Genomic DNA, 24,486 nt, shown 5'->3' on the forward strand with positions numbered 1-24,486 from the left:
GCAAAGACATCGGCGCCGGGGCGCCGCTGAAAAATGCCTTCGATGCTAGGGCAGCGCCGGGCCATGTCAACGCCCTCGTGTCCGTTCAGCGCAGCGTCAGGCCGCCCTCGGTTTGCAGGAACTGCACGACAGCATCGATCCCCACGCCCTGGCGGACACGGGCCATGACATAGGGCCGGTCGCCCCGGGCGCGCCTGGTGTCAGCCTCGAGCAGGGCTAGGTCCACGCCGACATGCGGGGCAAGGTCGGTCTTGTTCACCACCAGCAGGTCCGACCGCGTGACACCGGGGCCGCGCTTGCGTGGAATATCCTGGCCCGCAGCAGCATCGATCACATAGATCGACAGGTCCGCCAGTTCGGGGCTGAAGGTGGCCGCAAGGTTGTCGCCGCCGCTTTCGATCAGGATCAGGTCGAGGTCAGGATGTGCCGCGCGCAGATCGGCGACTGCGGCCAGGTTGATGCTGGCGTCCTCGCGGATCGCGGTATGCGGGCAGCCGCCGGTTTCCACCCCCCGGATCCGGTCCAGGGGCAGCACCTGGGCCCGCATCAGGTATTCGGCATCTTCCCGGGTGTAGATGTCGTTGGTGATCACCGCCATGGAGCAGCGCTGCGCCAGTGCGCGGCAAAGGGCCTCGGTCAGGCTGGTCTTGCCCACACCGACCGGTCCACCGATGCCCACCTTGAGCGGTCCGTTCATGTCTTGAAAATCCTTACGTCCATTTCCTCGTGCCGGATGGCCGACATCTCTGCCGCCAGCGCAGCCGTCCCGATATCGTCAACTTCCGAAACCGAAGCCCAGGCTGCAAGTTCGGCTACGGCCGGATGCAACCTGGCCAGCACCGCCTGCCCTTCGGTCTGGCCTAGGGGGGCAAAGCGCGTCGCGCAGGTCACCAGATTTGCCGCGAAGGCGTGCAGGTACACCCCAACCACCTGCTCCACAGGCAGCTTCAGCACGCAGGCCGCCTCGCCCACCGCCACCGGCAGGCAGCGCGGAGGAAGGTCGCGTCCAGTCAGGGCCGCGACGGTCCGCGCGAAAGCCGCGCCCTGCTCGACCGTCTCGGCAAGACGCTCTTTCGTTCCGGCCATGGCGCGCGCCAGCATGTCGATCCCCGCTGCGTCGCCGCCGCGCAGAACCGCCGCCAGCAGCACCGCATCAGACTGCCCGGCTCCATGCCGCAGCACCCCCTCGATCCAGGCCCCGATCCCCGAGGCAGAGCGTTCTCCGACGCCGATCACTGCCTCCAGCCCATGCGAATAAGCGAAGCTGCCGGTCGGGAACGCCGGGGACAGCCATTGCAGAATGACCAGGAGGTCAGTGCGCATGTCCCATCGTGCGGCCCATCCCGTAGGCCCCGCCTTCCGGGCTGAAGGGCTCGAGCGCCTCGGTCACGGTGGCATCCAGGCCGCGCAGCATGTCGGAAAGCATATGATCGGCACGGATCACGAGGCGGTCGGGCTCGATCTGGCAGGGGGTGTGCCGGTTGCCGATGTGCCAGGCCAGGCGCACCAGGTCGCCCCGGATGACCAGCACCGGCTCTGCCGCCGCAGCGATCTCCACCAGACGACCGTCCAACAGCTCGAAGGCATCGCCGGCCAGCAGGTTCATCGTTTCAGGCAGATCCACAAGAAACGGCTCGCCTGCTGCCGTCAGCAGCCGCCTGCGCCGCAGGAAGCGGTTGTCATAGTCCAGCACAACGCGCTCCGTGGCCAGACGCGGCCAGTGGCCTGAACGGTGCAGGGTCCGGGCAACGGGAAGGGTCATCATCTGTCCTTAGCGATTCCTTCAGATTCGGGGTGCAGTCTGCGGCCCACATAACGAAGGAGGATCGCATGACCGCTTCCCGGCTTGCACTTGCTGACGAACTGGCCGAAATCCGGGCCGAAATCGCCCGCCTGAAGCAGCGGGAAACCGCGCTTGCCTCGCTGGAACACTGTTTTCCCAAGGTGCCCGTCTTCCGTCGGCAACGGTCGGCGGAGCGCACCCTGCAAGGGGCGAATTGCGCTGCATCGGCGCATGCCTGACAGATCAATACAGGAAGTAGCGCTGCGCAAGGGGCAACTCCCGTGCTGGTTCACAGGTCAGAAGGACGCCATCCGCCCGGACCTCATAGGTTTCGGGGTCCACCTCGATTGTAGGCGTCGCATCGTTCAGCTTCATGTCGCGCTTGCCGATGCCCCGGGTATGTTCGACGGCCAGGGTTTCCTTGACAAGGCCATAGGTCGAGCGGACATCCGCCTGCTGGGCGGCCCGGCTGACGAAGGTCACCGCGTTACGGGCCAGGCTGCCGCCAAAGGCCCCGAACATGGGGCGGGTGTGTACAGGCTGCGGCGTGGGGATCGAGGCATTTGGATCGCCCATCTGGGCCACGACGATGCAGCCGCCGATCAGCACCATCTCGGGTTTGGCCCCGAAGAAGGCCGGCGACCAGAGGACCAGATCGGCGCGCTTGCCTGCCTCGACGCTGCCTATATGAGCCGACAGCCCATGCACGATGGCCGGATTGATCGTGTATTTCGCCACATAGCGCCTGACGCGCAGGTTGTCGTTGTCGCCCGTCTCACCTTCCAGACGCCCGCGCTGGACCTTCATCTTGTGCGCTGTCTGCCAGGTGCGGGTGATGACCTCGCCCACCCGGCCCATGGCCTGGCTGTCCGATGCCATGACGGAAAAGGCGCCCATGTCGTGCAGGATGTCCTCGGCCGCAATCGTCTCGCGACGGATGCGGCTTTCGGCAAAGGCCACATCCTCGGGCACCCGGCGGTCCAGATGGTGACAGACCATCAGCATGTCGAGATGTTCCTCGATCGTGTTGACCGTGTAGGGCATCGTCGGGTTTGTGGAACTGGGCAGGATGTTCTGCGACCCCACCACCTTGATGATGTCGGGCGCATGACCACCGCCCGCACCTTCTGTGTGGAAGGCATGGATCGTGCGGCCCGCAATGGCCTTGAGCGTGTTTTCCACGAAGCCGCTTTCGTTCAGCGTGTCGGTATGGATCATCACCTGGACGTCCATCGCATCGACCACGGTCAGGCAGCAGTCGATGGCGCCGGGGGTGGTGCCCCAGTCCTCGTGCAGCTTCAGGCAGGATGCGCCCGCCCGCACCTGTTCCTCCAGTGCGGCGGGAAGCGAGGCATTGCCCTTTCCCGCAAAGGCCAGGTTCATCGGAAAGGCATCCGCGGCCTGCAACATGCGCGTGATGTGCCAGGGCCCCGGCGTGCAGGTCGTGGCCAACGTGCCATGCGCCGGGCCCGTGCCGCCGCCCAGCATGGTGGTGATGACGGAATGCAGCGCATCGTCGATCTGCTGTGGCGCGATGAAGTGGACATGCACGTCGATACCGCCTGCCGTCAGGATGCGGCCCTCGCCCGCGATGATCTCGGTCCCCGGTCCGATGATGACATCGACGCCGGGCTGGGTATCGGGGTTGCCGGCCTTGCCGATCCTGGCAATCCGGCCGTCACGCAGGCCGACGTCGGCCTTCAGGATGCCCGTCCAGTCCACGATCAGGGCATTGGTGATGACCGTGTCCATCGCCCCCTGCGCCCGCGTCAGCTGCGACTGTCCCATACCATCGCGGATCACCTTGCCGCCGCCAAACTTGACCTCTTCACCGTACCCGCCGCGTTCGGCGATCAGATCGCGTTCGACTTCGATGACAAGCTCGGTGTCGCCCAGCCGCACCCTGTCGCCCAGAGTGGGGCCATACATGTCGGCATAGGTTCGGCGGCTGATCGTGAAGGGCATGTCAAATCCTTGGCGGGGCGGTCACAAGGGCCCCATCACCTGCTGATTGAATCCATGAACCACCCGCGCGCCCGACAGGGGCACAAGGCGCACCTCGCGGGTCTGGCCTGGTTCGAAGCGCACCGCCGTTCCGGCGGGAATGTCCAGCCGCCTGCCCCGCGCGGCGGCGCGGTCGAAGGCAAGTCCCGCATTGGTTTCGGCGAAATGGTAATGGCTGCCGACCTGCACCGGCCTGTCGCCGGTATTTGCCACGGTCAATACGGTGACCTCGGCACCGGCGTTCAGCACCAGATCGCCCGGCGCGGGGATGATCTCGCCCGGGATCATCTTCTACACCGGCAGGACAGGCAGCGCGGCAAGGATCGCCAGGGCGACCAGCCACTCGGCGCCGCAGCTGCGGGGCAACGGCAGGGCAATGACAGCGACGTGGTCCGGGTTCATCATGGCCTCCTATCGGATCGGATGGTGGACAGTGACAAGCTTGGTGCCATCGGGGAAGGTCGCCTCGACCTGGACGGAGTGGATCATCTCGGGCACGCCAGCCATGCATTGCCCGGCAGAGACGACATGGGCGCCGGCTTCCATCAGATCGGCCACGCTACGCCCGTCGCGCGCACCCTCGATGACGAAATCGGTGATCAGGGCTACCGCCTCGGGGTGGTTCAGCTTGACACCCCGGGCCAGGCGCGCCCGGGCGACCATTGCGGCAAGGCTGACCAGAAGCTTGTCCTTTTCGCGGGGTGTCAGGTTCATGGCGGTCCCTGATGTTGCCAGACGCGCGGCAGGGGCTGGCCCCGCCGCAGGATGTGCAGGACGCGGGCGATCTGGCGCCGCAGCGGCAAGCCGTCGGCGGCAAGCAGCCGCACCACTGTCCGCCCGGCGAAGGCACTGGACCCGGCCGCGACACCGGGTTCATCCAGCACGGCACGCAGCGGGGTCAGAGCAACCTCTTCGGTAATCACGATACTTGCCAGCGCCCGCGCCGCGTTCAGCGTCGCCGCCCCCGAAAGGGCCGATGCATCAATCGCCAGCGGGTCCAGCCAGAGCGGCACACCCTGGCGCCTGATCTCGCGCCGGTCGCGGAAACGGATGTCGCGCACCGTTTCCCCCATCGCGGCGCGGCCCAGCACGACCGCCTCCAGCGCAAGGCATCCGGCACCGGGGGCCAGTTCGATGACGGTGCGGCGGTCCAGCGCGGCGCGATCGAACAGGATGGTCTCCTGCGGCAGCCAGTCAAGCCAGCCGCCGGGTCCAACCGACAGACGCACATCCATGCGCGCCGGGCCGTAATTGGCGCGATAGGCACGTTCGGCAGTCTGGGTCGTTGCGACGGCCCGACCAGCGATCTCAAGCCCGAAGCACAGATAATCGCCCGAGGTCAACCCGCCGGCGGTATTCAGGAAAACAACCTCGCGGCCCATGTGCCCACCAGGCAGGATCGCCTTGGCACTGCCCTCGGTGCGCAGCCTCATCAGCCGCTCCGGGCCAAGCCTGACCAGCGCCTCGCCCCTGGCGCGCTGCATGGTCTCGATGGCCTGTAATGCCGTCATCCGGTCCCCCCGTTGCGCGGCACTGTCGGATGGCCAAATCGCCGATGGCAACGCCGCAGCCGGCGGCAAACCTGCGGTGGGGGGATCCGCGATCACTTTCGCCCATTTTCCAGGCAAATCGCCCCATTTCCGGGCAGGTGATGAAATCAGCCCTCGATCAGCGCCCGAACCCTGGCCACGCCCGCGGCAACCAACCCGGCATCGCCCCTTGCCTCGACATTCAGGCGCAAGAGGGGTTCGGTGTTCGAGGCGCGCAGGTTCAGCCGCCAGTCGCCGAAATCCAGCGACAGACCGTCCGTCCGGTCCAGACCCAGCGCCTGCGAAGCCAGCGCCGCCTGCACCCGCGCGACGATGGCCCCGGGATCCGGGACGGCAAAGTTGATCTCGCCCGAGGACGGATAGTTGCGGCGCAGCGCCGAGGCCATCTCGGCCAGGCTCTGACCCGTCCGGTCGATCAGACCCGCGATCAGAAGCCAGGGGATCATGCCGCTGTCGCAACACATGAAATCACGGAAGTAATGATGGGCCGACATCTCGCCGCCATAGACGGCACCCTCTGCCCGCATCGCGGCCTTGAGGAACACATGCCCAGTGGGTGCCAGCACCGACCGCCCCCCCGCCTGCGCAATGGTGTCCTGCACTGCCCAGAGCACGCGCGGATCATGCACGATGGCCGCCCCAGGGTGCCGGGCCAACCGCGCACGGGCCAGCAGCGCCACCACATGTTCGCCGTCAAGGAACCGGCCCGACCCGTCAAACAGAAAGCAACGGTCGAAGTCGCCATCGAAAGCAACAGCCATATCGGCCCCGGCGGCGCGCACGGCGGCCTCGGTCTGCGGGCGGTTTTCCGGCAGAAGCGGGTTCGGAACGCCGTGCGGGAAACGTCCATCGGGGTGATGATGCATCCGCAACAGGTCAAGATGCGCGCCCCGACTTTCCAGGCCGTCGGCCAGGGCATCCAGTGTCGGCCCGGCCGCCCCGTTGCCGGAATTGACCAGCACCCGCAGCCGCCCGACCGGACCGACAAGCCCGGCGACATGGGCGACATAGGCCTGGCGGACGGCACTTGCATCCTCTCGGCTGCCGCCTGGCAGAGGGTCGGGGTTCGCGTCAGCCAACGCCCTGACCTGGGCAAAGGCCGCATCGGTCAGAGGCACCGCTCCGCGCCCGACCAGCTTCATCCCGTTGTAATCGCGGGGATTGTGCGAGGCGGTGACCATGATCCCGCCGCCCGTGCCCAGATGGGCGGTGGCGAAATACATCTCTTCGGTTCCGGCAAGGCCCAGGTCCAGCACCCGCACCCCATGGGCCATCAGCCCCGCCGCCACCGCATCGGCCAGCGCGGGAGAGCTTTCGCGGCAGTCGCGCGCCAGCACCACGGAATCGGCCCCGGTAACCCGGGCAAAGGCGCGGGCGATGCGATGGGCGACAGCTTCGTCGAGGTCAATCCCCAGCCGGCCGCGGATGTCATAGCGCTTGAACGGGCTCATCTCGGCAGGGGATCACCCCCGCGCGCCGTAGTAAAGGCCTACGACGTGCTCGGCCTCGGCGAAGAACAGCCAGCGGGCGGCCAGCGCCCCGGCCAGGTGCAGGACGGTGGCCAGCGCAATGCCGAATAGGCCAAGCGGCAGGAGGAGGACCAGCGCCGGGGCGACCGACGCCAGCACCAGCGCAATCTTGCGCAGCCTGGCGGCATGCTTGCGGCCGACGACGAAGATCATCTCGCGTTTGAGGTAGTTCCCCGCCGTATGCGCGGGGTCGAGGACGGACGGTACGCCAAGGCGGTCGAGGCCGGTCGCGGTGCCGAGGCTCTGCCCAGCCGCGGCGAAAGCCCCGTCGCCAACCCGCCAGACGGCCAGCAGGACCGCACCCACGGCGAGGAGCAGCACCGGCGCCCAGGCGCGGCCGGAGAGCATCGCGCCCCCGGCCAGCGCGAAGGTCAAGAACATCACTGGCGTCAGCCAGTGGTGCCAGCGCGGGACCGCCTTGATCTGGGTGTAGATCATCGCGGTGGTGAAGACGGTGAGGATCGCAAGCGCGCCGCCGACCTGGCCCAGGATGCGCGGCAGGCCGAGGCCAAAGATGTCGGACAGCGCCACCGGCGCCAGCAGGATCAGCGTGGCGACCGAGGCCCAGGCCTCACGGCTGAGCCAGCTGGTGCGCCACTGGGTAAAGGCCTTCAGCGCGTTCTTCGGATTACCGAGGTGGAAGGTCGCGGCCAGAAGCCCCGCCACCGCCAGCCCGTAGCCGAGGCCCCAGAGCAGGAAGGCCAGCCAGCCCGAGGGCATGAGCGCCCCCCAGCCAAGGAAGGCGAGGAAGCCGAAGCCAAGCCCCGACAGCACGGAAAACAGGATGACCGACGGCGCGGGATGCATCTCAGAGCTTCCCCAGCATCCGGTCGAGCCAGCCCGCGATGCCGCTGGCCTGTACGTCCAGCAGGGGCTCCAAGGGGCTGGCGGCCCCCGGCCCCTTCCTGCGCGGAGGGAGATACTTGTTGGTGGGCCGCGTCCCCATGTCGGGCATCAGGTCATAGCCGCCGCGTTCGGCGACCAGCCGGGACACCGCGCTGTCGGGGTCGGCGAGGTCGCCGAAGTGGCGGGCGTTGGTCGGGCAGGTGCGGACGCAGGCGGGCTCGCGGTCCTCCTCGGGCAGGGTCTCGTTGTAGATCCGGTCGACGCAGAGCGTGCATTTCTTCATCACGCCTTGCGCGGCGTCCATCTCGCGTGCGCCGTAGGGGCAGGCCCAGGCGCAGAGGCCGCAACCGATGCAGGCGTCCTCGTTGACCAGCACGATCCCGTCCTCGGCCCGCTTGTAGCTGGCCCCCGTGGGGCAGACGGTGACGCAGGGCGCGTTGTCGCAGTGCAGGCAGGAGCGCGGGAAGGTCACCACCTGGGCCGGGCCGTCCGGGATGGCGACCTGATAGGAATGGACCCGGTTCAGGAAGGTGCCCGAGGGGTTGGCGCCGTAGGGATCCTGGTCGGAAAGGCCGATGCCGGCGTCATTCCAACCCTTGCAGGCGGTGACGCAGGCCTGGCAACCGACGCAGGTGTCAAGGTCGATCACCAGGCCCAGGCGTTTTTCGGTGCTCTGCGGCAGGGCCGTCATCGCTCCGCCTCCCCACCGGGAACCAAAAGTTTTCGAAAGCTTTTGGCAAAATTCTTCGAAGAATTTTGCGCCCGCCCGCCACCGGCGCGCGGGGGGTCTGGCAGGCGCTCGAACAGCGGCTCCACCGTGCCGCGCGGATGGTCTTCGGCGGCAACCCGTTCCACCCGCACGCGCTGATCGAACCAGGCCGCCTGGCCGGTCACCGGGTCGGAGTTCGACAGCCGCACCCCGTCGCGGTCGGGCAGCAGTTCCGAGATCAGGTGATTGAGCAGGAAGCCGGTCGTCGCTTCGGGCGCGTCCTCGTGCAGCGCCCAGGCGCCCCGGCGCTTGCCGATGGCATTCCAGGTCCAGACCGTGTTCTCGTTCAGCGCGGCCATGTGCGCGACCGGCACGACGATGGTCCCGGCGCGGGAGGAGACCCGCGCCCAGTCGCCGTCCCGGAACCCCTGCGCCTCCCAGAGTTTCGTCGGCAGATACAGGTAGTTGTGCCCCTTGATCTGCCGCAGCCAGGCGTTCTGGCTGCCCCAGGAGTGATACATGTCCATCGGGCGCTGGGTCAGCGCGTGGACCGGATAGCCGAAGGCCGCGTCCTCGTCTCCATAGGGCGGATACCAGACGGGCAGCGGGTGCATGGCCTGTTTAAGGCGCGCGCGCAGATGGTCGGGCGGCTGGCGCGGGCCGAAGCCCTCGGCCGCAAGCTGGAAGCGGCGCATGGGTTCGGACCAGATGTTGAAGAGGTAGGGCTGCGGCGTCTCGTAAAGGCCAAGACGCACCGCCCAGTCCTGGTAGGCCGCGTTCCAGGGTTTATAAAAGGCGGCCTCTTCCGGCACATGCGCCTGGTAGAAGGCGCCGTTCTCGATATAGCGGTTCAGCTGGTCGGGGTTCGGCGCGCCGCGCCCCTCGGCCTCGCCATTGCCGCGGAAGCCCATCAGCGGCCCGATATCGGGGCGGCGCTGATGGTGGACGATATAGTCGGCATAGTCCCTGAACTTCGGGCTGCCGTCCTCGTTCACCATTCCGGGCAGGCCAAGCCGCGCGCCGAGGTCCAGAAGCACCGACTGGAAGCAGCGCACCTCGCGGTCGGGCTCCAGCACCGGCCAGCGGATCGCGTCGCCTGCGGCATCCGGTTCGCTGATGGGGCGGTCGAGCAGGCTGATGCAGTCGTGGCGTTCGAGGTAGGTCGTGTCGGGCAGGATCAGGTCGGCATAGGCCACCATCTCGCTGGCATAGGCGTCGGAATAGATGATCCGGGGGATCACATACTCGCCGTCCCTCTGTTCCGTCAGCATCTCCATCACGCGGGCGGAGTTCATGCTGGAGTTCCACGACATGTTCGCCATGTAGAGGAACAGGGTGTCGATCTTGTAGGGATCCCCGGCATGGGCATTGGGGATGACCATGTGCATCAGCCCATGGGCCGAGAACGGGTTTTCCCAGGAGAACCCCTTGTCGATCCGCGCGGGCTGGCCGTTGGGCAGCAGGCACAGGTCGTCGGGGCTGCGGACATAGCCCAGATGCGGGCCGGTCAGCGGCTTGCCGGGCGAGGTCACGAAATGCGGGGTCGGATGCGCCTCCACCGGCTTGGGGTATGGCGGCTTCAGCCGGTAGCCGCCGGGGGTTTCCACCGCGCCCAGCAGGATCTGGAGAAGATGCAGCGCCCGGGCGGTCTGGAAGCCGTTGGAATGGGCCGATATCCCGCGCATGGCATGAAAGCTGACCGGGCGGCCGGGCATGGCGGCATGTTCGTTGCCGCGGAAGTCGGTCCATGGGCGATCCAGCTTGATGGCCTGGTTGAAGGCCACGTCGGCGAGTTCGGCGGCCAGCTGCCGGATGCGGGCTGCCGGGACGCCGCAGCGCGCGGCCACCGCCTCGGGCGCGTAATCGGGCTTGAGGTATTCCTCGACCATGTGGCGAAAGACGGTGCGGTTGCCCTGCCATTCGGCGCCGAGGTCGGGCTGCACGTCCTTGCCGTCCCAGGGCGCGGGCTGGCCGGTGCGGCGGTCGATCACGAAGGGCTGACTTTCGGCATTCCTGACGAACAGGCCCTTCTCCGGCCCCTCTGCCTCGGTCACCAGAAGGGGCGCGTTGGTCCATTGCGCAAGGTAATCGAGGTCGATCTTCCCCGCTTCCAGAAGGCAGTGGATCAGCGACAGGATCAGCAGGCCATCGGTGCCGGGGGTGATCCCGATCCAGTCGTCGGCCACTGCCGAATAGCCGGTGCGGACCGGGTTCACGCTGATGACCCGCGCGCCGCGGGCCTTCAGCTTGCCGATACCGATCTTGATGGGGTTCGAGTCATGGTCCTCGGCCACCCCGAACATGACGAACAGCTTCGTGCGGTCCCAGTCCGGCTGGCCGAACTCCCAGAAGGCCCCGCCGATGGTGTAGATGCCGCCCGCCGCCATGTTGACCGAACAGAAACCGCCGTGGGCCGCATAGTTCGGCGTGCCGAACTGTTGCGCCCACCAGCCGGTCAGGCTTTGCGACTGGTCACGGCCGGTGAAGAAGGCCAGCTTCTCGGGCGCGTTCTCCCGCAGGGGTTTCATCCAGGCGACGGCGGTTTGCAGCGCCTCTTCCCAGGAAATCTCCTCGAAGGCCCCCGATCCCCGCGGGCCAACCCGACGCAGGGGAGCGCGCAGGCGGCTGGGGGCGGTGACCTGCATGATCCCGCTTGCCCCCTTGGCGCAAAGGACGCCCTTGTTGATCGGATGGTTCCGGTTGCCCTCGATATAGACGACCTTACCCGATTTCAGATGCACGTTGATCCCGCAGCGGCAGGCGCACATGTAGCAGGTGGTCTTGCGGACCTCGTCGCCGACCACGCGCTGCGTCTCGACCCTCGGCTGGTTCACGCCCCCTCCCCGGCCATGACGGCCTGCGCTTCCAGTGCAATCTGCCGTTCCTCGTCGGCTGGCACAAGAAGGATGACGGCACGCGATGTCGCAGTGTGCAGGACGCTTTCGTTCCGCTCGTTCGCGGCAAGGTCGGGAGATACTTCCAGATAGGCGAGACCAGACAGGATTTCCTTCCGCATCCAGGGGTCATTCTCGCCGATGCCGCCGGTGAAGACCACCCCGTCGAGCCCGCCCATGGCGGCCACCATCGACCCGGCATGGCGGACCGCCCAATAGGCGAAATGCTCCAGCGCGAACCGTGCCTCGGCCGTCCCCGCCGCATGGAGCGCGCGCAGATCGCTGTGACCGCCAAGGCCCAGAAGCCCGCTTTCCCGGTTCAGGATGCGGGTCGCGCCGTCGATCCCGTGCAGCTGGGCCAGCCGCAACACTGCATTGCCGTCGATGTTGCCCGTCCGCGTGCCCATGGTCAGCCCGTCCAGCGGCGAATAGCCCATGGTCGTTGCAACGGAACATCCGTTCACAATCGCAGCCATCGAGCAACCGTTGCCGAGGTGGCAGGCAAGCAGACGCTCCGGCAGCTCGCCGCGGTCACGCAGGATGCGCACCAGCGCGGCATAGCTCAGCCCGTGAAAGCCATAGCGGCGCAATCCCCGGGCGCGTTCAGACGCCGGCAGGGCATAGGTCACGGCCACATCGGGGTTGGTCGCATGAAAGGCCGTGTCGAAGGCGGCATATTGCGGCAGATCGGGCGCGATGTCGTGAACCGCTTGGATTCCCACCAGATTTGCCGGATTATGCAAGGGCGCGAGCGGCACGCAGGCCTCGATCCCGCGCAGCACCTCGGGCGTCACCCGGCAGGTCGCGGTCAGGTAGGCCCCGCCGTGAACCACCCGATGCGCTGCCGCAGTTAGCCGGTCCACCGCCACCCCGGCCTGAGCCAGGGCGTCGATCATCGCCGCCCGATGGCCGTCCGGGCCGATCTCGGTGACCGCCGACCGGGCAACCTCGCGCTCGCCTTCAAAAAGCTTCAGCTTCAGCGAAGACGAACCCGCGTTCACAATCAACCACATCAGAGCAGCGCCTTCCCCAACCCAAGGGTGGCAAGACCGGCGAGAAGCACGATGGCAAAGCGGCGGAACTCCTGCGGGTCAGTGCCGAAGAAATGCCGCCCGCCCAGCCAGTTGCCGAACAGCGTGACCGGTAGCGCGATCAGCGAGGCCCAGAGCGTGTCCCACGTCACCAGCCCCGCCAGCCAATAGAGCGGCGCGGAGTAAAGGTCGAGCAGCGGGAAATAGGCGATAAGCGTGGCCCGGAACACCGCCGCGGGCATCGGTTGCGCCGCGAAGAAGGCCGCAACCGGCAGCCCCCCCATGCCGGGCGCATTGGCCAGCCCCGAGATTACCCCGGCCAGCCCGTTCGGCGCGCCGCGGACCTCGGACCTCAGCCGCCAGCCCGCCAGCAGCACCACGCACATCAGAAGGACATAGGCCGAAATCACTGCCCGCGCCGTATCCTCGGAAACTCCGGTCAGGATCCACAGGCCCAGTGGCAGGCCGATCGCCGCCCCGCCCAGCAGCCAGCCGACCCGGTGCCAGTCAACATCCGGCCCGGCCCCGCGGGCATGTTGCAGCGACATGACCGTTTCCAGAATGACCACAACCGCCACGAAGTTCAGAGGATTGGTCACCAGACTGGATGCTGCAATCAGCAGAGCCGAGAAGCCGAACCCCGAATAGCCGCGCACGAAGCCGGCAACCAGACAGGCAACCGCCAGCCAGGCCAGCGCGCCGGGGCCAAGGTCATAAGGCATCAGACAACCTGCGGCCGCATGTCCTCGCGTCGGATGCCAGCGACCTCGACCGGCTTCTTCATCGCGTCGCGACGGAAGGGCTCGCCCAGTTCCTGGTTGATCATGGCCTCGATCAGGGTGGTCTTGCCGTTCTGCATCTGATCCTCGATCGCCTTGCGCAGGGCGGCCGTCAGCTCCTCCATCGTCCGCGCGACCACGCCCTGCAATCCGCAGGCGCGCGCGATCCCGGCATAGCTGACATCGGTGTCCAGTTCGGTGCCGACGAAATTGTCGTCATACCACAGCGTCGAGTTGCGCTTTTCCGCCCCCCACTGGTAGTTGCGGAAGACGACCATGGTGATTGCGGGCCATTCCGGGCGGCCGATGGCCGTCAGTTCCGTGACCGCGATACCGAAGGCGCCGTCGCCGGCAAAGCCCACCACGGGAGTATCCGGGCAAGCAATCTTGGCCCCGACGATCGAGGGCAGCCCGTAACCGCAGGGGCCGAACAGGCCCGGCGCCAGGTATTTCCGCCCCGCCTCGAAGGACGGATAGGCATTGCCGATGGCGCAGTTGTTGCCGATGTCGGACGAGATGATCGCCTCTTTCGGCAGCGCGGCCTGGATCGCGCGCCAAGCCATGCGGGGGCTCATGCAGTCGGGCTTGGCCTTGCGGGCGCGTTCGTTCCAGGTGGTGCCGGGATCGTCCTGTTCGTGATCCATCGAGGCAAGCTCCTGGGCCCAAGCCGATTTCTTTTGCGCGATCAGGGCCTTGCGCTCTTCCCGCCCTGCATCTCCGGCGGTCTTGGATAGACGCGCGAGGATCCCCTCGGCCACCTTCTTCGCATCGCCCACGATCCCCACGGTCACCGGCTTCGTCAGCCCGATCCGGTTCGGGTTGATGTCGACCTGGATCACCTTGGCCGCCTTCGGCCAATAGTCGATGCCATAGCCCGGTAGGGTCGAGAACGGGTTCAGCCGCGTCCCCAGCGCCAGCACCACATCGGCATGGGCAATCAGCTCCATCGCCGCCTTCGACCCGTTGTAGCCGAGCGGCCCCGCGAACAGGGGATGGCTGCCGGGAAAGGCATCGTTGTGCTGGTAGCCGACGCAGACCGGCGCGCTCAGCCGTTCGGCCAGCACCATCGAGGCCGGGATCGCGCCGCCGATCACCACGCCGGCGCCGTTCAGGATCACCGGGAACTTCGCGCTGGACAGAAGCTGCGCCGCCTGGGCGATCGCCTCCTCGCCGCCCGAGGGGCGCTCGAACTCCACGATCGCTGGCAGGGCGATGTCGATGACCTGGGTCCAGTAATCGCGCGGCACATTGATCTGCGCCGGGGCAGACTGGCGTTTCGCCTGCAGGATCACCCGGTTCAGCACCTCAGCCATGCGAGAAGGGTCGCGGACCTCTTCCTGATAGCAGACCATGTCGCGGAACAGCGCCATCTGCTCGACTTCCTGGAAGCCGCCCTGCCCGATGGTCTTGTTGGCAGCCTGCGGCGTGACCAGCAGCAGCGGCGTGTGGTTCCAGTAGGCGGTCTTGACGGCAGTGACGAAGTTGGTGATGCCCGGACCGTTCTGGGCGATCATCATGCACATCCTGCCCGAAGCCCGGGTGAAGCCATCGGCCATCATCCCGCCCGAGCCTTCATGCGCGCAGTCCCAGAAGGTGATGCCCGCCTTGGGAAAGAGGTCCGAGATCGGCATGAAGGCCGAGCCGATGATCCCGAAGGCATGCTCGATCCCATGCATCTGCAGAACCTTTACGAAGGCTTCCTCGGTCGTCATCCTCATCGCATCACCCCATGACTTGCCGGGCACAGCCGCCCTTTGCTGCACCTTAGCGCCAGGATGAGTCCAGCCTTAGGGCCAGTTTTGGCGGCCCGCTATGGCCAGAGGCTGCTTCTCTTTCCGCTGCGTCTCTGCGTCGCCACGCCGGCCGCAACGCATTATGGCAGTCATCTACGACCCAGGGCCCGGGCGATGCGGGCAATGCCCTCGGGGATACGCTGCGGGGCGATGGAGGAATAGGCGAGACGATAGAAGTTGCGGGGGCCGTCACCGGCAAAGAAGGCCCGCCCGGGTTCGATGAGAACCCCGTCCGCACGCAAGGACAGGGCGAGCACCTCGGTGTCAACCCCGTCGGGCGCACGCATCCAGAAGCTGGATCCGCCAAAGCCGCCCTGCCCGGCGACGGCAAGCCCCTCGACGGCGATGGCCTCGGCCATGACCTGACGGCGGCGGCGGTAGGCGTTCTTCATCCGGTTCACAAGCGCGTCGTAATGCCCCAGACCCAGGAAATAGGCCATGGTCCGCTGAATATGGCCAGGCGGATGTTTCAGCATCAGCCCGCGCAGTGCCCGTGCCTCGGCGATGAAGCCCGGCGGACCAACAAGGTAACCAAGGCGCAGGCCGGGAAAGACGGATTTCGAGAAGCTGCCGGCGTAGATCACCCTGCCGCCGCGGTCGAGCGACTTCAGCGCCGGGGCGACGGGTTTCAGAAAGGACATCTCGAATTCGTAATCGTCTTCGATGATGACGAAACCGCGGGCTTCGGCCGCCTCCAGCAGCGCCACGCGACGATCCACCGGCATTGTTGCGTTCGTGGGGCACTGGTGCGAAGGGGTGGTGAAAACCACTTCACCCTCAAGGGTTTGCGTCGGAAGGCCATCTGAATCCACATCAACCGGCACAGCCTCGGCCCCGGTCGCGGCGACGATTGCACGCCAGGCAGGATAGCCCGGGTTCTCTACCACGGCGCGGCGGCCCGGCCCCAGCACGACCGAGGCAGCAATGAACAGCGCGTTCTGGGCGCCGACGGTCAGAAGCACCTCATCCTCGCGCGCGGCAATGCCGCGGCGGGGAAGGATCGTGCGCAGAAGCTCCTGAATGAGCAGCGGGTCGTCACGTTCATAGTAGTCTGTCGTGAGGGCTGCAAAGTCGCGCTTGCCAAGCGCGCGCAGCGCGCACTGTCGCCAGTTCTGGTGGTCGAACAGCGTGGGGTCTGCCTGACCGTAGATGAAGGGCCACGGGTAACGGTCCCAATCCTCAGGCCGTTCGACCCTGGGTGTCCGGGTGAAGCGGCCACGGGTCAGCGCCCTGAAATCAACGGCTTCGGCCCGCGGCGGGCCCGCCGGGAATTCGGGGGCAAGGGGTGCATTTTCCGAAACGAAATAGCCAGACCGCCCCCGCGCCATGAGGTAGTCAGAAGAGACAAGGTCCGCATAGGCCAGCGTCACGGTGATCCGGCTGACGCCGAGGTGTTCGGCCAGACCGCGGGAAGACGGCATCCGCGCACCGGGGCGGAAGCGGCCGGAAAGGATGCCTTGCGTGACCATGGCACGGATCTGCTGTTGCAGCGAGCCGGTCGCGCCGGGGGTCAGGTAGAAGGCTTCGGGCGGAATGGTGGCCATGAGTCCAGATGAGGGGACTTTGGGGCGGCCAAGTCAAGCCAGCCGTCGACATGGATATGATCGGGGATCTCTGCACGAAACAGGAGACCAAGGCACGGGGGCGGGGCGGTTAATACCATCGGCAACGTGGGCCTCACTGCAAGATTTGGCGTGTTCCGAGGATCTGCGTCTTGCGTCTGTGACCACTGGAAACGGCGACAGGGTTGATCACAAGACAGCACAGGCAGAATGGTGCGCCGGACTGCACCATGTGATGCAACACGACATGACGGACCGGGCTGTGCTGCCCGGTCCCTTGCTGCCCTTGGTCACCGCAGACCCGGGCAAAGGCTTTTCCTGTGCAAGCAGCGGGCAGCTTACCCGAACACCCGGCCCAGCGCGCCGTCGATGGCCGTGATGATCTCGTCGATGTCATCCTTCGTCGCGATCAGCGCCGGCGACAGGCACAGCGTGTTGTTCAGGCCCGGCAGGCTGCGGTTGGTCGCGCCGATGATCACCCCCTGTGCCATGCAGTCGGCGACGACGGCCTGGACCTTCTTTTCGTCCATCGGTTCCTTGGTCACCCGATCCGCCACCAGTTCGGCGCCGAGGAACAGGCCCTTTCCGCGCACATCGCCGATGACCTTGTGCTTGTCCATCAGCTCGTGCAGACGCGACAGGCAGTAGTCGCCCATCTTCAGCGTGTTCTCAAGAAGACCCTCGTCCTCGATGATCCGCATGTTCTCCAGCGCAGCGGCCGGGCCCGAGGTGCAGCCACCGAAGGTCGAGATGTCGCGGAAATAGCTCAGCGGGTCATTCGGATCGTCCTTGAACATCTCGAAGACGGCTTCCGTCGTCACCGTGCAGCTGATCGCGGCATAGCCCGAGGCCACGCCCTTCGCCATCGTCACGAAGTCGGGCTTGATGCCGTAGTGCTGATAGCCGAACCAGGTGCCGGTGCGGCCCACACCGCAGACGACCTCGTCGATGGCCAGCAGGATGTCGTATTTCTTGCAGATTTCCTGCACCCGCTCCCAATAGCCCTTGGGCGGAACGATCACGCCGCCGCCGGCAGTGACGGGTTCCAGGATCAGGCAGCCCACGGTGTCGGGCCCTTCGCGCAGGATGACTTCCTCGATGGCGTCAGCCGCGCGTTCGCCATAATTTTCCACATCCCACTGCTTGCGGTATTCCAGGCAGTGCGGCACGCGCACGAAGCCATCCGGGAACGGCCCGTACTGCATCGCGCGCTGGTCCTGCCCGGCGCTGGCCAGCGCGGCAATGGTGGTGCCGTGATAGTCGCGGTCGCGATACAGGATCTTCCACTTCCTGCCGCCGTGGTGCCGGTGCGCGATCTGGCGCACCATCTTGTAGACCTTCTCGTTAGCCTCGGAGCCGGAGTTCGAGTAATAGACGCGGGACATGCCCGGCATCTTTTCGATCAGCCGCTTGGCGAAGACCGAGCCGGGGATCGACCCCGCGGCGCCGGCGAAATAGTTCATGCGCACCAGCTGGTCGCGTACGGCATCGGCAATCGAGGTGCGGCCGTAGCCTACGTTCACCGTCCAGACCCCGCCCGATACCGCGTCGATGTGTTCCTTGCCCTTGGCATCCCACACGCGCATCCCCTTGCCTTCCACGATGACGCGGGGATCGACGGTTTCATACTGCTTGTGCTGCGACAGATGGTGCCAGACATGGGCGCGGTCGGCCTCGACCACTGCGCCGATGTCGTTCAAGCCTGCAAAGCCTTCCATGAGGGGCGTCCTTTCGATTCAGAATTGCGCGGTATCATCCGGCAGTTTGCCGCATCACCTTATGTCCAGAACCGACCGCCCGCTAGGGCCAGCCTGCGGCAGATTGCGGGTTGAGCCTGCGGTGCGCGCGCTAGATGCTGGGAAAGGTGCGGCAGGCGGGACGGTCGTGGTTCTGAAGGTCAAGAATGTGGTCAAGTCCTACCCCTCGGCCGAGGGGCGCGTGGCGGTGCTGGAAGGCGTCAGCCTTGCGCTGTCTGCCGGGGAAAGCCTGGCGCTGACGGGAGAGTCGGGCTCGGGCAAGTCCACGCTCCTGCATCTGGCAGGCGGCCTGGACAGACCAGACGCGGGCGAGATCGAGGTCTGCGGCACCGCGCTGTCGGGGCTGGACGACGCCGGCCGCGCGCGGCTGCGGCGCGACCGGGTCGGCCTTGTGTTTCAGCAGTTCAACCTGATCCCCTCGCTGGATGTCAGCACGAATCTGGCCTTTCAGGCGCGGCTGGCCGCGCGGCACGATCGGGACTGGTGTGTGCATCTGGCCCGGGTGCTTGGGCTGACGGGCCTGCTCGGCCGTTATCCCGACCAACTCTCGGGCGGGCAGCAGCAGCGGGTGGCGATCGGCCGGGCCCTGGCGGTCCGGCCCTCGCTGATCCTTGCCGATGAGCCGACGGGGAACCTGGACGAGGCGACAGGCGATGCTGTCATGGGGCTGATGCTGGATCTGGTGGCCCAGACGGGCGCAGCGCTGTTGATGGTCACCCATTCGGAACGTCTGGCGGCGCGGCTGGACCGGCGGCTGCGTCTGCGGGCAGGCAAGTTGGCATGACGGTGCTGGTCGCACTTCTGTCGCACTGGCGACGGCATCCCCTGCAGCTGGCGATGCTGGTGATCGGTCTGGCGGTGGCGACGGCGCTTTGGTCGGGCGTGCAGGCGATAAACGCCGAAGCGCGGGCGGCCTATGCCAAGGCGGCGGCGGTGCTGGGACAGGACCGGATGGACCGGCTGGTGCCTGTCTCCGGCGTGTTGGCGCCGGCCGATTACGCCGGGCTGCGCCGGGGCGGATGGCCAGTCTCACCGGTGCTGGAAGGGCGTACGCGCCAAGGATTGCGCGTTCTGGGCATCGAACCGCTGACCCTGCCGCGCGAGGCCGCAATCCGGGGGCTGCCCGGCCCCGCCGAAGGCGATTTTCAGGACTTTCTGACCGGGCAGGTGGTAGTGGCCGCGCCAGAAACGCTGGATCGTCCTGGGGTCGCGGCGGCGCTGCGGGGCCTTGAGCCCCTACCCGCCCCCGACCTGCCGCCGATGACCGTCCTGGCAGATATCGGCCTTGCCGAGCGCCTGCTGGAACGGCCGGGCGAGATAACGGCCCTGCTGATCGACCCCGCCCGTCCCCTGCCCGGCCCGATCCCCGCCGGGCTGGAGTTGCGCACGGCGGCCCCGGACGATGGCCTTGCCCGGCTGACCGACAGTTTCCACCTGAACCTGACAGCCTTCGGTGTGCTGGCCTTCGCGGTCGGCATCTTCATCGTCCATTCCGCGATCGGCCTTGCCTTCGAACAGCGCCGCCCGATGCTGCGCACCTTGCGGGCGCTGGGAGTGCCGGCGCGGGCGCTGGGGGCGCTGATCCTGACAGAGCTGCTGACACTGGCACTGATCGCCGGGGGCGTCGGCATTGCACTGGGCTATCTGCTGGCGGCGGCGCTGCTGCCGGATGTTGCGGCAACGCTGGGCGGTCTTTACGGCGCGACGGTTCCCGGAGCACTGGCCCTGCGCCCCGGCTGGGTGGCGGGCGGGCTGGCGATGGCCGTAGCCGGCACGCTGGCCGCCGGTGCAGGGGGCACCTGGCAGACCTTCCGGCTGCCACCGCTGGCCACGGCTCAGTCTCAGGCCCATGCCGGATCGGCGACCGCCTTGCGACGGGCACAGGCGCTGGCCGGGATGGCCCTGTTGGCGACAGCAGGTGTGATGCTGATGGCTGGTCAGGGTCTGTGGGCGGGGTTTGCGGTGCTGGCCGCGTTGCTTCTGGGTGCGGCGCTGCTGTTGCCCGCTGCGCTGGCAGGGCTGCTGCGGCTGGGGGTGCGCCTGGCACGGGGTCCGCTGGCCGAATGGTTCTGGGCCGATACGCGCCACCAGCTGCCCGGCCTGTCGCTTGCGCTGATGGCGCTGTTGCTGGCGCTTTCAGCCAACGTGGGCGTAGGCACGATGGTGGCAAGCTTTCGCGCCACCTTCACGGGCTGGCTGGACCAGCGCCTTGCGTCCGAGCTTTACCTGACCGTCGAAACCCCGGCCCAGGCAGTCGAGATACGCGCCTGGCTGGAACCGCAGGTCGATGCGATGCTGCCCATCGTCGACGCCGAAGCACGGCTGGCCGGCCAGCCGGGAGAGATCTACGGCGTGGCTGACCATGCCACCTACCGCGACCACTGGCCCCTGCTGACCGCCATTCCAGAGGTCTGGGACCAGGTGGCACGCGGCGAGGGCGTGCTGGTCAACGAACAGCTTTACCGCCGTGCGAGGCTGGCGCTTGGTGATCCCCTGCCCCTGCCGGGGGGCGACCTTCCGGTAGTCGGTGTCTACTCGGACTATGGCAACCCCTCGCCGCAGGCGATCCTCGGGCTGACAAGCTTCCAGACCCGCTTCCCGCAGGCCGAAACCCGCCGATTCGCCCTGCGGCTTCCGCCGGAAGATGTCGCGGCGCTGTCGGCCGCGTTGCGGGCGGAATTCGGGTTGGTGGAAACCGCGCTGGTCGATCAGGCGGGCCTCAAGGCCTTCTCGCTGCGCATCTTCGAGCGCACCTTTGCGGTGACCGGGGCGCTGAACACGCTGACCCTCGGGGTGGCGGCGATCGCCATGCTGGCAAGCCTGCTGACCCTGGCCGACCAGCGACTGGTGCAGCTGGCACCCGTGTGGGCGCTGGGCCTGACCCAGGCGCGGCTTGCGCGGCTCGATCTGGGCCGGACACTGCTGCTGGCTCTGATGACGGCTATCCTTTCCCTGCCGCTCGGTCTGGCGCTGGCCTGGGTGCTGCTGGCGGTGGTCAACGTCGAGGCCTTCGGCTGGCGCCTGCCGATGCAGGTCTTTCCGGTCGACTGGCTGTGGCTTGCTGCGGCTGCCTTCATGGCGGCAGTTCTCGCGGGCTTGCTGCCCGCGCTGCGCCTGATGCGGCGGCAACCGTCCGATCTGTTGCGGATCTTTGCCCATGAACGCTAGTCCACCTTCTCCGCCCCTTCCCAGCCCGCGCCCCCCGACTCCGTCTCTCCCAAACGGAGGGGTAAGAGAGCCGCCCCGCTCCTTCCGTGCCCTGGCCTGGCTTGCAGCGCTGCTGACCGTCCTGACCGCCCCCGCCCAGGCGCAGGGTTTCGCCGGCATGGGGGCCCCGGCCGATGGCTTCGCCCTGCCCGACCCCGCCCATACGCTGCAGTTTCCCGCCGACCACGGGGCACATCCGGCCTTCCGCATCGAATGGTGGTATCTGACGGCGACGTTGACCGGACCGGACGGCACCGACTACGGCGCGCAATGGACGCTGTTCCGCTCGGCCCTTGCACCGCAGGAAGGCGCGGGCTGGCAAAGTCCGCAACTGTGGATGGGTCATGCAGCAGTCACCACGCCAGCGGCGCATCATGTCGCCGAACGGCTTGCGCGTGGCGGGATCGGGCAGGCCGGCGTGTCGCTGGAGGGCGGCTTCGGGGCCTGGATCGACGACTGGCAGATGCGGTCCCTGTCCGGCCCGGACGAGGACGCGCTGTCCCGCCTGTTTCTTGCGGCGCGAGGCGCGGATTTCGGCTATGTCCTTGACCTGATCGCCGAAGGCCCGCTGGTGGCCCACGGCGCGGGCGGCTATTCGGTGAAATCTCGAGAAGGCCAGGCAAGCCATTACTATTCGCAGCCCTTCTACCGGGTGACGGGACAGCTCGACCTGCCCGAAGGTGCGATCGCGGTGACGGGCCAGGCCTGGCTTGACCGCGAATGGTCCTCCCAGCCCCTGGCGCCGGATCAGACGGGGTGGGACTGGTTCTCGCTGTCGTTCGATACGGGCGAGAAACTGATGGGTTTCATGCTGCGCGACGGGGGTGCGGGGTTCACCTCGGGCACCTGGATCATGGCCGACGGCACCCGCCTTCCGCTTTCCCCCGACGCATTGCGGGCCGAGCCACAGCAACGCACCCGGGTGGCGGGCCGGGCGGTGCCCACGACCTGGCGGCTGACCCTGCCCGAGCGCGGCCTCGACATCACCCTGCGGGCCCTGAACCCGAAGGCCTGGATGACGACCTCGGTCCCCTACTGGGAAGGTCCGGTCCGGATCGAGGGCAGCCACCGTGGCAGGGGGTATCTTGAGATGACCGGCTACTGACACGGCCACGCGTGCCGGTCGGTCGTCGGAAAAGCCAGCGCCCAAGGCGCAAGCCCGTGTTTCGCCTCTGTGCCAGCGGCGCAACCTGCTTAAGCCGCGGGGTTTTCACCTCCGCACCCCCAGAGTATCTGGGAAGGAGCAAATCTACTTGCTTCTTCCCGATTACTCCCCGGCGTTCCGGCGGCAGGATGCCCCCATCGCCGAGGAAGAGGCGAGGGCCGACGACAAGAGGAAAGGTGTGCGGCCCTGGCCGCTAGATTCGCCTGGGTCAGGGTCTGGCGGCGGTGACCTCGACCTCAACAAGGAATTCCGGCCGGGTGAAACCCGCGACAATCACGAGGGTGGAGGCCGGCAGGCGCGTCACGCCGGAAAGCCATGCATCACGCGCGGCCATGTAGCCTGCCATATGCGCTCGGTCGGTGACAAAGGCGTTGATGCGAACTACATCCGCCGGTCCCATCCCAGCCTCGGCAAGGATCGCGGCGCAATTCGCGAAGCAGAGCCGCGCCTGCGCCTCGGCGCCCTCGGGCACGCTGCCATCCGGCGCAAGAGCGAGTTGCCCCGATGTCACCACCAACCGTGCGCCCGCGGGCAGCTCCACGCCATGGGCATAGGCCGCGAAAGGCCGCGCGATGGAGGGGGGATTCAGGCTGCGCATCTCGTTCTCCTGGCGTTCCGGTGGCAGGGGCAGCGGTCGCAGGTGGTGCCCCGAGGATTTCCTTGCCTTGCCGAAGCTTCTGCATAAGCTTTCGGCAGGGAAGGCCAGTATCTGCACGATCATGCGGCTTTTCCACCGGAATTCAGGGGCAGCCTTCCCAGCCCCCTTGTCTAGCGTTGCCTGCAGCCCAGGCTGTGGGAAGTCATCACACCCGACAGGAGGATCGCATGATGTCTGCCAACGCCCCCATCTCCGGCATGGCCGTGCTGGCTGCCGTGCTCGGGCTTGCCGCCCCGGCACTGGCAAAGAACGCCAAGGTCGTCTTCGGGACGAACTGGCTTGCCCAGGCCGAACACGGTGGCTTCTATCAGGCGGTCGCCGATGGAACCTATGCCGCCTGCGGCCTGGACGTGACGATCCAGCCGGGCGGCCCCCAGGTGAACAACCGCGCACTGATGATCGCGGGCAAGGTCGACTTCCACATGGGCGGGAACCTCCTGGAAGCCTTCAGCGCCGCGCAGGAAGGCATCCCGATCGTGGCTGTCGCCGCCGCCTTCCAGAAGGAACCGCAGGTCATCGTCACCCATCCCGGCAAGGCCAAGACCTTCGAGGATCTGAAGAACCTCGAGAAGATCCTGATCGGCGACCAGGGATATGCCAGCTTCTACCAGTGGATGAAGGCGGCCTATGGCTTCACCGACGAGCAGCGCGAGGTCTACACCTTCAACCCCGCACCGTTCATCGCCAACGAGAACTGGGGCATGCAGGGCTATCTTTCCTCCGAACCCTATTTCGTCGCCAAGGAAACCGGATGGGAGCCGGACGTCTTCCTGATCGCGGATGCGGGCTATTCGACCTATTCGACGCTGATCGAGACGATGGCAGACACCATCGCCAGCAAGCCCGAGCAGGTGCAGTGTTTCGTCGAGGGCTCGATCAAGGGCTGGTACAACTATCTCTACAACGACAACACCGCCGCCAACGAGCTGATCAAGAAGGATAATCCCGAGATGACCGACGAGGCCATCGCCTACGCCATCGAGAAGATGAAGGAGGCAGGGATCGTCGATTCGGGCGATGCCGAGACCATGGGGATCGGGGCGATGACCGAGGCGCATGTGAAGGATTTCTTCGACAAGATGGTCGCGGCGGGGGTCGTTTCGGCAGATGTGGACTGGACCAAGACGATCAACACCAGCTTCGTCAACAAGGGCGTGGGGATGGAGCTGAAGCCGAAGATGTGACTGGACAGGCAGGGTGGGCACCAGTGCCCACCCTC

At 66.9% G+C, this 24,486-nt stretch carries 22 protein-coding genes; 5 read left to right on the top strand and 17 right to left on the bottom strand.

The window, feature by feature from the left end; translation table 11 throughout:
* Positions 1-85: 85 nt before the first annotated feature.
* From ureG to EYB42_RS00965, 3 genes are read right to left on the bottom strand one after another with little or no spacing between them, the layout of a single operon-like run.
* Entirely contained in the window at positions 86-697 is a 612-nt protein-coding gene (gene ureG / locus EYB42_RS00955; protein ID WP_135447197.1) for an urease accessory protein UreG, read from the bottom strand.
* Positions 694-1,323, bottom strand: a complete 630-nt coding sequence (locus EYB42_RS00960) for an urease accessory protein UreF (RefSeq protein ID WP_135447199.1) — start codon at positions 1,321-1,323, stop codon at positions 694-696. Before EYB42_RS00960 ends, ureG begins: the two co-directional genes overlap by 4 nt.
* Positions 1,313-1,765, bottom strand: a complete 453-nt coding sequence (locus EYB42_RS00965; protein WP_135447202.1) for an urease accessory protein UreE — start codon at positions 1,763-1,765, stop codon at positions 1,313-1,315. Before EYB42_RS00965 ends, EYB42_RS00960 begins: the two co-directional genes overlap by 11 nt.
* Before the next feature lie 65 nt (positions 1,766-1,830).
* On the opposite strand from EYB42_RS00965, the gene EYB42_RS00970 reads away from it, so the two are divergent.
* Positions 1,831-2,022, top strand: a complete 192-nt coding sequence (locus EYB42_RS00970; RefSeq protein ID WP_135447204.1) for a hypothetical protein — start codon at positions 1,831-1,833, stop codon at positions 2,020-2,022.
* A 4-nt stretch (positions 2,023-2,026) separates the two neighbouring features.
* On the opposite strand, the gene ureC is transcribed toward EYB42_RS00970, so the two are convergent.
* From ureC to tpa, 13 genes are all read right to left on the bottom strand, one after another.
* On the bottom strand, positions 2,027-3,748 hold the full coding sequence (ureC, locus tag EYB42_RS00975; protein WP_135447206.1) for an urease subunit alpha: 1,722 nt from the start codon (positions 3,746-3,748) through the stop codon (positions 2,027-2,029).
* Between the two features lie 21 nt (positions 3,749-3,769).
* Positions 3,770-4,075, bottom strand: a complete 306-nt coding sequence (locus EYB42_RS00980; protein ID WP_135447208.1) for an urease subunit beta — start codon at positions 4,073-4,075, stop codon at positions 3,770-3,772.
* 123 nt (positions 4,076-4,198) lie between these two features.
* The gene (locus tag EYB42_RS00985; protein WP_135447210.1) at positions 4,199-4,501 is read right to left on the bottom strand and encodes an urease subunit gamma; all 303 of its coding nucleotides are present in this window, start codon (positions 4,499-4,501) and stop codon (positions 4,199-4,201) included.
* Positions 4,498-5,298: an urease accessory protein UreD gene (locus tag EYB42_RS00990; protein ID WP_135447212.1), complete on the bottom strand. Its 801-nt coding sequence runs from the start codon at positions 5,296-5,298 to the stop codon at positions 4,498-4,500. The genes EYB42_RS00985 and EYB42_RS00990 overlap by 4 nt, the downstream gene beginning before the upstream one ends.
* 146 nt (positions 5,299-5,444) lie before the next feature.
* Positions 5,445-6,788 carry a phosphohexomutase domain-containing protein gene (locus tag EYB42_RS00995; protein ID WP_135447214.1) on the bottom strand — a complete coding sequence of 448 codons (1,344 nt, stop codon included), beginning with the start codon at positions 6,786-6,788 and terminating at the stop codon, positions 5,445-5,447.
* Between the two features lie 12 nt (positions 6,789-6,800).
* Positions 6,801-7,673 carry a dimethyl sulfoxide reductase anchor subunit family protein gene (locus tag EYB42_RS01000; RefSeq protein ID WP_135447216.1) on the bottom strand — a complete coding sequence of 291 codons (873 nt, stop codon included), beginning with the start codon at positions 7,671-7,673 and terminating at the stop codon, positions 6,801-6,803.
* A 1-nt stretch (position 7,674) separates the two neighbouring features.
* Positions 7,675-8,403: a 4Fe-4S dicluster domain-containing protein gene (locus EYB42_RS01005; protein WP_135447218.1), complete on the bottom strand. Its 729-nt coding sequence runs from the start codon at positions 8,401-8,403 to the stop codon at positions 7,675-7,677.
* Entirely contained in the window at positions 8,400-11,255 is a 2,856-nt protein-coding gene (locus EYB42_RS01010; RefSeq protein WP_240783910.1) for a molybdopterin-dependent oxidoreductase, read from the bottom strand. Before EYB42_RS01010 ends, EYB42_RS01005 begins: the two co-directional genes overlap by 4 nt.
* Positions 11,252-12,328: an acetate/propionate family kinase gene (locus EYB42_RS01015; RefSeq protein ID WP_135447220.1), complete on the bottom strand. Its 1,077-nt coding sequence runs from the start codon at positions 12,326-12,328 to the stop codon at positions 11,252-11,254. The genes EYB42_RS01010 and EYB42_RS01015 overlap by 4 nt, the downstream gene beginning before the upstream one ends.
* Complete coding sequence (locus EYB42_RS01020; protein WP_135447222.1) at positions 12,328-13,068, bottom strand: sulfite exporter TauE/SafE family protein; 741 nt, start codon at positions 13,066-13,068, stop codon at positions 12,328-12,330. Before EYB42_RS01020 ends, EYB42_RS01015 begins: the two co-directional genes overlap by 1 nt.
* Positions 13,068-14,843: a sulfoacetaldehyde acetyltransferase gene (gene xsc, locus EYB42_RS01025; RefSeq protein WP_135447224.1), complete on the bottom strand. Its 1,776-nt coding sequence runs from the start codon at positions 14,841-14,843 to the stop codon at positions 13,068-13,070. The genes EYB42_RS01020 and xsc overlap by 1 nt, the downstream gene beginning before the upstream one ends.
* A gap of 164 nt (positions 14,844-15,007) precedes the next feature.
* Entirely contained in the window at positions 15,008-16,462 is a 1,455-nt protein-coding gene (gene pdxR / locus EYB42_RS01030; RefSeq protein WP_135447226.1) for a MocR-like pyridoxine biosynthesis transcription factor PdxR, read from the bottom strand.
* A gap of 356 nt (positions 16,463-16,818) precedes the next feature.
* Entirely contained in the window at positions 16,819-18,198 is a 1,380-nt protein-coding gene (tpa, locus tag EYB42_RS01035; RefSeq protein WP_135447228.1) for a hypotaurine--pyruvate aminotransferase Tpa, read from the bottom strand.
* Positions 18,199-18,364: 166 nt separating this feature from the next.
* Here tpa and EYB42_RS01040 point away from each other — a divergent pair, with 166 nt between their 5' ends.
* The 3 genes from EYB42_RS01040 (at position 18,365) to EYB42_RS01050 (ending at position 22,549) form a co-directional block, all read left to right on the top strand.
* Positions 18,365-19,021, top strand: a complete 657-nt coding sequence (locus EYB42_RS01040; protein ID WP_240783911.1) for an ABC transporter ATP-binding protein — start codon at positions 18,365-18,367, stop codon at positions 19,019-19,021.
* Positions 19,018-21,405 (top strand): ABC transporter permease, encoded by a 2,388-nt coding sequence (locus tag EYB42_RS01045; RefSeq protein WP_135447232.1) that lies wholly within the window; start codon positions 19,018-19,020, stop codon positions 21,403-21,405. The genes EYB42_RS01040 and EYB42_RS01045 overlap by 4 nt, the downstream gene beginning before the upstream one ends.
* Positions 21,406-21,562: 157 nt before the next feature.
* On the top strand, positions 21,563-22,549 hold the full coding sequence (locus tag EYB42_RS01050) for a lipocalin-like domain-containing protein (RefSeq protein ID WP_240783912.1): 987 nt from the start codon (positions 21,563-21,565) through the stop codon (positions 22,547-22,549).
* 268 nt (positions 22,550-22,817) lie between these two features.
* Here the strand turns inward: EYB42_RS01050 and EYB42_RS01055 are convergent, their stop codons facing one another.
* Positions 22,818-23,330, bottom strand: coding sequence for a RidA family protein (locus EYB42_RS01055; RefSeq protein WP_394346477.1), 513 nt, complete (start codon positions 23,328-23,330; stop codon positions 22,818-22,820).
* Positions 23,331-23,434: 104 nt separating this feature from the next.
* Here EYB42_RS01055 and EYB42_RS01060 point away from each other — a divergent pair, with 104 nt between their 5' ends.
* Positions 23,435-24,451: an ABC transporter substrate-binding protein gene (locus EYB42_RS01060; RefSeq protein ID WP_240783913.1), complete on the top strand. Its 1,017-nt coding sequence runs from the start codon at positions 23,435-23,437 to the stop codon at positions 24,449-24,451.
* Positions 24,452-24,486 lie beyond the last annotated feature (35 nt).

The organism is Tabrizicola caldifontis, assembly GCF_004762095.1.
Classification (GTDB): domain Bacteria; phylum Pseudomonadota; class Alphaproteobacteria; order Rhodobacterales; family Rhodobacteraceae; genus Tabrizicola; species Tabrizicola caldifontis.